10 protein-coding genes, 6 tRNA genes and 2 pseudogenes are annotated in these 8,432 nt (G+C 33.7%); 8 read left to right on the top strand and 10 right to left on the bottom strand.

Features of this window, described 5'->3' with window-relative positions:
• Positions 1-27 precede the first annotated feature (27 nt).
• The 10 genes and pseudogenes from EW093_RS18185 to EW093_RS17000 form a co-directional block, all read right to left on the bottom strand.
• Positions 28-366: a hypothetical protein gene (locus tag EW093_RS18185; protein ID WP_484421976.1), complete on the bottom strand. Its 339-nt coding sequence runs from the start codon at positions 364-366 to the stop codon at positions 28-30.
• Between the two features lie 32 nt (positions 367-398).
• Positions 399-812 carry a hypothetical protein gene (locus EW093_RS18180; RefSeq protein ID WP_246745054.1) on the bottom strand — a complete coding sequence of 138 codons (414 nt, stop codon included), beginning with the start codon at positions 810-812 and terminating at the stop codon, positions 399-401.
• 559 nt (positions 813-1,371) lie between these two features.
• A complete protein-coding gene (locus EW093_RS17035; RefSeq protein ID WP_149569542.1) occupies positions 1,372-1,557 on the bottom strand; it encodes a hypothetical protein in 186 nt (61 codons plus the stop codon).
• A 13-nt stretch (positions 1,558-1,570) separates the two neighbouring features.
• Complete coding sequence (locus tag EW093_RS17030) at positions 1,571-1,768, bottom strand: hypothetical protein (protein WP_149569541.1); 198 nt, start codon at positions 1,766-1,768, stop codon at positions 1,571-1,573.
• Between the two features lie 11 nt (positions 1,769-1,779).
• A pseudogene (locus tag EW093_RS17025) lies at positions 1,780-1,950 on the bottom strand (glycosyltransferase); the annotation flags it as partial.
• A gap of 140 nt (positions 1,951-2,090) precedes the next feature.
• Positions 2,091-2,342 (bottom strand): glycosyltransferase, encoded by a 252-nt coding sequence (locus EW093_RS17020; RefSeq protein WP_281283537.1) that lies wholly within the window; start codon positions 2,340-2,342, stop codon positions 2,091-2,093.
• A gap of 165 nt (positions 2,343-2,507) precedes the next feature.
• Positions 2,508-2,597, bottom strand: coding sequence for a glycosyltransferase (locus EW093_RS17015; protein ID WP_149569538.1), 90 nt, complete (start codon positions 2,595-2,597; stop codon positions 2,508-2,510).
• Between the two features lie 96 nt (positions 2,598-2,693).
• A tRNA-Val gene (locus EW093_RS17010) sits at positions 2,694-2,766 on the bottom strand.
• A gap of 30 nt (positions 2,767-2,796) precedes the next feature.
• Positions 2,797-2,868: transfer RNA gene (locus EW093_RS17005), tRNA-Val, on the bottom strand.
• 29 nt (positions 2,869-2,897) lie between these two features.
• Positions 2,898-2,969: transfer RNA gene (locus EW093_RS17000), tRNA-Val, on the bottom strand.
• A 30-nt stretch (positions 2,970-2,999) separates the two neighbouring features.
• Between EW093_RS17000 and EW093_RS16995 the strand changes: the two genes are divergently transcribed.
• The 8 genes and pseudogenes from EW093_RS16995 to EW093_RS16960 all read left to right on the top strand — a co-directional run.
• Positions 3,000-3,072: transfer RNA gene (locus EW093_RS16995), tRNA-Val, on the top strand.
• 29 nt (positions 3,073-3,101) lie between these two features.
• Positions 3,102-3,174, top strand: a tRNA-Val gene (locus tag EW093_RS16990).
• A 30-nt stretch (positions 3,175-3,204) separates the two neighbouring features.
• Positions 3,205-3,277: transfer RNA gene (locus tag EW093_RS16985), tRNA-Val, on the top strand.
• A gap of 99 nt (positions 3,278-3,376) precedes the next feature.
• The gene (murG, locus tag EW093_RS16980) at positions 3,377-4,444 is read left to right on the top strand and encodes an undecaprenyldiphospho-muramoylpentapeptide beta-N-acetylglucosaminyltransferase (RefSeq protein WP_149569537.1); all 1,068 of its coding nucleotides are present in this window, start codon (positions 3,377-3,379) and stop codon (positions 4,442-4,444) included.
• Positions 4,441-4,950 (top strand): CvpA family protein, encoded by a 510-nt coding sequence (locus EW093_RS16975; RefSeq protein ID WP_149569536.1) that lies wholly within the window; start codon positions 4,441-4,443, stop codon positions 4,948-4,950. Before murG ends, EW093_RS16975 begins: the two co-directional genes overlap by 4 nt.
• A complete protein-coding gene (locus EW093_RS16970) occupies positions 4,950-6,128 on the top strand; it encodes a hypothetical protein (protein WP_187759759.1) in 1,179 nt (392 codons plus the stop codon). Before EW093_RS16975 ends, EW093_RS16970 begins: the two co-directional genes overlap by 1 nt.
• The gene (locus tag EW093_RS16965; RefSeq protein ID WP_149569534.1) at positions 6,121-7,272 is read left to right on the top strand and encodes a two-component system sensor histidine kinase NtrB; all 1,152 of its coding nucleotides are present in this window, start codon (positions 6,121-6,123) and stop codon (positions 7,270-7,272) included. Before EW093_RS16970 ends, EW093_RS16965 begins: the two co-directional genes overlap by 8 nt.
• An 8-nt stretch (positions 7,273-7,280) precedes the next feature.
• A pseudogene (locus EW093_RS16960) lies at positions 7,281-8,413 on the top strand (sigma-54-dependent transcriptional regulator); the annotation flags it as partial.
• Between the last annotated feature and the right edge of the window lie 19 nt (positions 8,414-8,432).

The raw sequence follows: 8,432 nt of genomic DNA, 5'->3' as shown, positions 1-8,432 counted from the left end.
TTATAGCTTCTAATTGATTAAGGGATATTATCCCTTCATTATTATAATATATTTTTTTAAGCTCATTTGTAAAACTTCTAAAAATTCATTAAAATAACTAACATCAATTTTACTATCTAATGCATCACTAAAAGCTCCATCTTTATTAAAACAGAACTCTGTGTAATTCTGAACTATTTTTAGAAATGCATCACCTTCATAATCAGAGTATGATAAAAAATACTCCTTTATTGAATTTTTATCACTTGAAGTCTTAAAAAGTTTATTAAGTATTAGTTCCTGCTCCTTATTATCCCTATGCTTAAATGAGTAGGTCCTTACTCTAGAAAGTATAGTTGGAAGGACCGTACTTCTCTTCTCTGAGATAAGTATAAAATAGGTATCCCGTGGAGGCTCCTTTAAAAGGCGTTTCTTGAGCTATCCTGCATAAGTTCTGCCCTCTCAAGAATAACTACCTTTTTATTGCCAGAGGAACTTCTTCTAACCCAGTTTGATATTTTTCTTATCTGACTAATGGGTATATTTCCCTTAGGTAACTCATTGGCTAACTTACCACACTCTGTTAAAATTTTTTTTACTGTTGATTGTAGTTTTTTCTCTGCAGGAAGATTTTGGGTAGGTTCAATAAGGTACAATATCTCCTCTATGTTATTAAGGGAAGAGACAGCTTTTTTATACTTATTATCCTCTTTATCCCATAGATCCTCGTTAAATCTTTTTATCAACTTTCGCACATTTCTTGTAAAGACAAACTGGGAAGATCGACTTCTCTCATTAATTAAAAAATCCGCTGATTGATTAATTTCAAGCATACTATACCTACTTCCAGTTAATAGGGTATAGGGATGCTGGAGGGAGAGACTCTGGGTACAAGATTTACATGAGCAACCCCACTCTCCAGTAAATTCACAGTTAACGACCCTTGCAAGCTCTAATGCAGCGGTTAATTTCCCTGAATAAGGTTCTCCAAAAAAAGCATAGATTGGGGTAAATTACCCCTTCTATTTCACGTTTTAATGTTTCTACAACATGATTTTGGAATAATAAATTTTCAAACACTAAACTTCTGTTCCTATACTCTCGATAAAGATTGAGTTGATGGTAGAAGGCTCTCAATTTGAGGTAAAATAGAGACAATTAAGCTGCCTAATACACTATTATTAAAATTGGACTTGGGTCAAATAACGGTTGAACAGTTAATAGTAGAGTTACAATAATACATATAAAAAACCCTGGATAAACCCAAAAAAAGACCTAGAACTTTGTCCAATCCACCAGCCCCTATCTCTTCAAGGGAGTGTTTTAGAATCTTATTGATTAACATAGAGATCAAAATAGAGACTAAAATATCAGTATAAATGATAAAGAGTATTACTTGGCCTCTCCCCAATTACCTTGAGATATATGGGAGAGATCATCACTAAAGAAATATGCAAAAAAGAGACCTATTATTAAACCTAAATTGTAACTATCTGGGTAAAAAACCCTTTTTAGTCCACCAAACCCCATTAGTAAAATAATTATAATAAATATAATATCTATTAACTTAAAACTCATATTAGCTCCTTAATTATTCTACATATATTATCGACACTATTACTGTTTTTAAAAGTTGAGACATTGCCAACCATCTCTTTTTTGTTTTATTAAAGTAATTATCAATTACATTTAAAAGATTCTGCTTGTTAACATCACTACCTGAAAGTTTTAAAGATATTCCTTTATTTACAAAATAATCAGCATTAAAACTTGATCCCCCTAGTACCAACAGTTAAAGGATTAGAAGGGATGGAACCCCACAGTAGCAACTCCCATATAGCCCAGCCCAGCCCGGCTAATAACTAAGTCCGTTGCTTTAATAACATCAGCTATACTGTTATTAATAAATGGGATAGATTTGTAACTATCCTCTTCTATTTCTATATAATTATTCTCACCCATTTGATGATAAACGTTATATTTTCTGTTAAATCATCCTTAGCAGCTAAACAACATCATTTATCTCTTTTGCACCTAGACTCCCACCAAGTACTAAATAGTAGGTTTATTAGTCTTAAACCCCATATATCTTTTCCTTTTCCATACTAGGATTAAAAATCCTCCCTTACAGGATTTCCAGTAACAACTACTTTATCCTTAATCAAACCCTTAAAATACTTCTGTGTTTCATTGTAGGGTACAAGTATTCTATCTACAAATTTTGAGTTTATTCTAGTTGCTAAGCCAGGAGTAAAATCCGATTCATGGGTAACTGATCTTATTTTCAACATTTTTGAAGCTATAATAGGAGGAACAGTAACATAACCTCCCTTAGAAAATATTAAGTTTGGACGAACCTTTATTAAATAACAACCGAGGCTACAAATCCAATAAAAATCTTAAAATATCTATGAATTCTGAAACGAGAAATATCTTCTAAGCTTACCACTAGGGATTGAGTAAAATTTCAAACCTAAGCCTTTAACTATCTTATATTCAATTCCTTTTTAGAACCGATCCAGGATATATCATACCCTCTTTTTAGATTTCATAATTGCTATGGCAGGATAAACATGTCCTCCTGTACCACCACCTGTAAAGATTATATGTTTTTTCATAGGGAAAGAATATCATCGATGTGAGTCAAATGCAACAATTATAAATAAAAAGACAGCTAAAGCTGTCTAATTACTAATATTCAAATTTGATATTTCTGGGCGAAGAGGGACTTGAACCCCCGACATCCTGCTTGTAAGGCAGGCGCTCTCCCAACTGAGCTATTCGCCCATTTTTTTTAGAGTCGTTATGTTCGACTTTTGGGCGAAGAGGGACTTGAACCCCGACATCCTGCTTGTAAGGCAGGCGCTCTCCCAACTGAGCTATTCGCCCATTTTTTTAGAGTCGTTATGTTCGACTTTTGGGCGAAGAGGGACTTGAACCCCGACATCCTGCTTGTAAGGCAGGCGCTCTCCCAACTGAGCTATTCGCCCAAAAGTCGAACATAACGACTCTAAAAAAATGGGCGAATAGCTCAGTTGGGAGAGCGCCTGCCTTACAAGCAGGATGTCGGGGGTTCAAGTCCCTCTTCGCCCAAAAGTCGAACATAACGACTCTAAAAAAATGGGCGAATAGCTCAGTTGGGAGAGCGCCTGCCTTACAAGCAGGATGTCGGGGGTTCAAGTCCCTCTTCGCCCAAAAGTCGAACATAACGACTCTAAAAAAAATGGGCGAATAGCTCAGTTGGGAGAGCGCCTGCCTTACAAGCAGGATGTCGGGGGTTCAAGTCCCTCTTCGCCCAGAAATATCAAATTTGAATATTAGTAATTAGACAGCTTTTAGCTGTCTTTTTTATTTATAATTGTTGCATTTTGACTCACATCGATGATATTCTTTCCCTATGAAAAAACATATAATCTTTACAGGTGGTGGTACAGGAGGACATGTTTATCCTGCCATAGCAATTATTGAAAATCTAAAAAAAGAGGGGTATGATATATCCTGGATCGGTTCTAAAAAAGGAATTGAATATAAGATAGTTAAAGGCTTAGGTTTGAAATTTTACTCAATCCCTAGTGGTAAGCTTAGAAGATATTTCTCGTTTCAGAATTTCATAGATATTTTTAAGATTTTTATTGGATTTGTAGCCTCGGTTGTTATTTTAATAAAGGTTCGTCCAAACTTAATATTTTCTAAGGGAGGTTATGTTACTGTTCCTCCTATTATAGCTTCAAAAATGTTGAAAATAAGATCAGTTACCCATGAATCGGATTTTACTCCTGGCTTAGCAACTAGAATAAACTCAAAATTTGTAGATAGAATACTTGTACCCTACAATGAAACACAGAAGTATTTTAAGGGTTTGATTAAGGATAAAGTAGTTGTTACTGGAAATCCTGTAAGGGAGGATTTTTTTAATCCTAGTATGGAAAAAGGAAAAGATATAATGGGGTTTAAGACTAATAAACCTACTATTTTAGTACTTGGTGGGAGTCTAGGTGCAAAAGAGATAAATGATGTTGTTTTAGCTGCTAAGGATGATTTAACAGAAAAATATAACGTTTATCATCAAATGGGTGAGAATAATTATATAGAAATAGAAGAGGATAGTTACAAATCTATCCCATTTATTAATAACAGTATAGCTGATGTTATTAAAGCAACGGACTTAGTTATTAGCCGGGCTGGGGCTGGGGCTATATGGGAGTTTGCTACTGTGGGGGTTCCATCCCTTCTAATCCCTTTAACTGTTGGTACTAGGGGGGATCAAGTTTTTAATGCTGATTATTTTGTAAATAAAGGAATATCTTTAAAACTTTCAGGTAGTGATGTTAACAAGCAGAATCTTTTAAATGTAATTGATAATTACTTTAATAAAACAAAAAAAGAGATGGTTGGCAATGTCTCAACTTTTAAAAACAGTAATAGTGTCGATAATATATGTAGAATAATTAAGGAGCTAATATGAGTTTTAAGTTAATAGATATTATATTTATTATAATTATTTTACTAATGGGGTTTGGTGGACTAAAAAAGGGTTTTTTTACCCAGATAGTTACAATTTTAGGTTTAATAATAGGTCTCTTTTTTGCATATTTCTTTAGTGATGATCTCTCCCCATATATCTCAAAGGTAATTGGGGAGAGGCCAAGTAATACTCTTTTATCATTTATACTGATATTTTTAGTCTCTATTTTGATCTCTATGTTAATCAATAAGATTCTAAAACACTCCCTTGAAGAGATAGGGGCTGGTGGATTGGACAAAGTTCTAGGTCTTTTTTTTGGGTTTATCCAGGGTTTTTTTATATGTATTATTGTAACTCTACTATTAACTGTTCAACCGTTATTTGACCCAAGTCCAATTTTTAATAATAGTGTATTAGGCAGCTTAATTGTCTCTATTTTACCTCAAATTGAGAGCCTTCTACCATCAACTCAATCTTTTATCGAGAGTATAGGAACAGAAGTTTAGTGTTTGAAAATTTATTATTCCAAAATCATGTTGTAGAAACATTAAAACGTGAAATAGAAGGGGGTAATTTACCCCAATCTATGCTTTTTTTTGGAGAACCTTATTCAGGGAAATTAACCGCTGCATTAGAGCTTGCAAGGGTCGTTAACTGTGAATTTACTGGAGAGTGGGGTTGCTCATGTAAATCTTGTACCCAGAGTCTCTCCCTCCAGCATCCCTATACCCTATTAACTGGAAGTAGGTATAGTATGCTTGAAATTAATCAATCAGCGGATTTTTTAATTAATGAGAGAAGTCGATCTTCCCAGTTTGTCTTTACAAGAAATGTGCGAAAGTTGATAAAAAGATTTAACGAGGATCTATGGGATAAAGAGGATAATAAGTATAAAAAAGCTGTCTCTTCCCTTAATAACATAGAGGAGATATTGTACCTTATTGAACCTACCCAAAATCTTCCTGCAGAGAAAAAACTACAATCAACAGTAAAAAAAATTTTAACAGAGTGTGGTAAGTTAGCCAATGAGTTACCTAAGGGAAATATACCCATTAGTCAGATAAGAAAAATATCAAACTGGGTTAGAAGAAGTTCCTCTGGCAATAAAAAGGTAGTTATTCTTGAGAGGGCAGAACTTATGCAGGATAGCTCAAGAAACGCCCTTTTAAAGGTTTTAGAGGAGCCTCCACGGGATACCTATTTTATACTTATCTCAGAGAAGAGAAGTACGGTCCTTCCAACTATACTTTCTAGAGTAAGGACCTACTCATTTAAGCATAGGGATAATAAGGAGCAGGAACTAATACTTAATAAACTTTTTAAGACTTCAAGTGATAAAAATTCAATAAAGGAGTATTTTTTATCATACTCTGATTATGAAGGTGATGCATTTCTAAAAATAGTTCAGAATTACACAGAGTTCTGTTTTAATAAAGATGGAGCTTTTAGTGATGCATTAGATAGTAAAATTGATGTTAGTTATTTTAATGAATTTTTAGAAGTTTTTACAAATGAGCTTAAAAAAATATATTATAATAATGAAGGGATAATATCCCTTAATCAATTAGAAGCTATAAACAGTTCAATTAGAGATAAAGTAATTAAGTTGTTACACTATAATCAGAATCCAATGTTACTACTAGAAACCCTATATTATGAAGTTAAAAGGATTATCTATGCGTAAGTTTCTAGAAAGGGCTATCAATAAGGTTGATAGAATGAACAAGGCTCAACTATCATCTCTACTTCTTACATTAAAAGATGAGTTAACACTTAAAGAGATGGTTATGGGCTCTTTAACTCAGGGTATCCTAGTTTCAGATCATGAGGATAGAGTAGTCTATTCAAACAAAGCTATTGATAGACTACTTCCCTTAAGATTAGGTGATAATTCAGAACTTTTGGTTTGGTCAATCATAGATAATGATGATATTTATCATTTTGTTAAAGAGAATCTATTTGAACACAACACAGTAAGGGATAAGATATTTGTTATAAATAGTGAAAATAATACATTGATTCTATCTATATCTCTTTTACCCCTAGCAAGTAAGGGTATCATATACGGAAATGTTCTTATAGTTAATGATGTTACAGAGAGTAAAGAGAGGGAGATTAAACTTAAAAGAGCTGAGAGCCTAGCATCTTTAACAACAATGGCAGCTGGAGTAGCCCACGAAATTAAAAACCCATTAGGTTCTATGAGTATACATATCCAGTTGATGAATAAAATCTTAAATAGGGATAATTTTAATAAAGATGATTTCTCAAAGTATCTAGATATTATAAGCGATGAAGTGGAGAGGTTAAATAGTATTGTTGTTGACTATCTCTTTGCTGTAAGACCAATGAATGTGGAGCTGGTTGATTCAGATATAAATGTTGTAATAGAAGAGTTAATTGAATTTACAAAATATGAACTAGAAGAGTCTCATATAAGTGTAAATCTAAAACTTAACAAGGATATACCTAAAATATATCTTGATGTTAAATTTATTAAACAGGCATTTTTGAATATTATTAAAAATGCTATTGGTGCCATGGAGAGTGGTGGAGAGTTAACAATAACCACAGAAGAGAAGGATAATTTTGTCCAAGTCTCTATAAGAGATAACGGTATTGGAATTGAAGAGTCTATACAAGATAAGATCTTTGAACCCCATTTTACTACAAAGGAGACAGGCTCTGGTTTAGGATTAACCCTTGTATATAAAATAGTAAAAGAGCATAAGGGAGATATTTCAGTCTCTTCTAAAGTAGGTGAAGGTACATGTTTTAACTTTGTCTTTCCAGGATTATTTGAAAAAGAAAAATTACTTCTTAAATAGGGGATAATATGAATTTTAGTATTCTCATAGTAGATGATGAAAAAAACATTAGAGAGGGGCTTTCAACATCCCTTGAGTTAGATGGTTTTAATACCTATGTTGCCGAGGATGGTCAAGAAGCTTTAAAGCTTATGACTAATACTGATATTGATCTGGTTATTTCTGATCTAAAAATGCCAAAAATGTCAGGGGATGAGTTACTTAAAAAAATATCTAGTGCATATCCTACTATTCCAGTTATTATACTAACCGGACATGGAACTGTTGAAAATGCTGTGGTTGCAATGAGGGATGGGGCCTATGATTTTATAACAAAACCTATTAATCTCGACCACCTAACACTTCTCGTTAATAGGGCTCTAGGTAAGAGAAAACTTATTAACGAGCATAAAAAGTTACAGGAAGAGGTTAAGAAGCTTGAGAGTAAAACCAAGGTTTCTAAATTAATTGGAAAAAGTCCTGCAATGACTAAACTGTTAGAGCTAATTAACCAAGTGGCGGACACTAAGGCTTCAGTTATAATAACTGGAGAGAGTGGTGTAGGTAAAGAAGTTGTTGCTAACTCTCTACACTTATTATCATCAAGAAGAGATGAGCCTTTAATAAATGTTCACTGTGCAGCCCTGTCAGAGAGCCTTTTAGAGAGTGAGTTATTTGGACATGAGAAGGGTTCTTTTACTGGAGCTACGGCTACAAAAAAGGGAAGGTTTGAGCTAGCAGATGGTGGTACTATATTTTTAGATGAGATAGGTGAGATAAACTCCTCTATTCAGATTAAACTACTTAGGGTTTTACAGGAGAGAACTTTTGAGAGGGTTGGTGGGCAAGAGGCCATTGATGTTGATGTAAGAGTTATTACTGCCACAAATAGGGATCTACAGGAAGAGATAAAAAAAGGAGCATTTAGAGAGGACCTTTTTTATAGGTTAAATGTAGTAAATATTCATATTCCACCACTACGGGAGAGAAAGGAGGATATTCCTCTACTAGTTAGCTCATTTATTAAAGAGTTTTCCCTGGAGAATCAAAAAAGTATAAATGGTATTGATAAAAAGCCCTTAGAGCTATTAGTAGCTATGATTGGCCAGGTAACATCCGTGAGTTAAGAAATACTATTGAGAGTGCTGTAGTATTTGCCAGTGATGGTATTATCACAGTAA

Origin of the sequence: Thiospirochaeta perfilievii, from assembly GCF_008329945.1 — a bacterium.
Lineage (GTDB): Bacteria > Spirochaetota > Spirochaetia > DSM-2461 > DSM-2461 > Thiospirochaeta > Thiospirochaeta perfilievii.
This window is presented reverse-complemented; position numbering and strand designations above follow the sequence as displayed.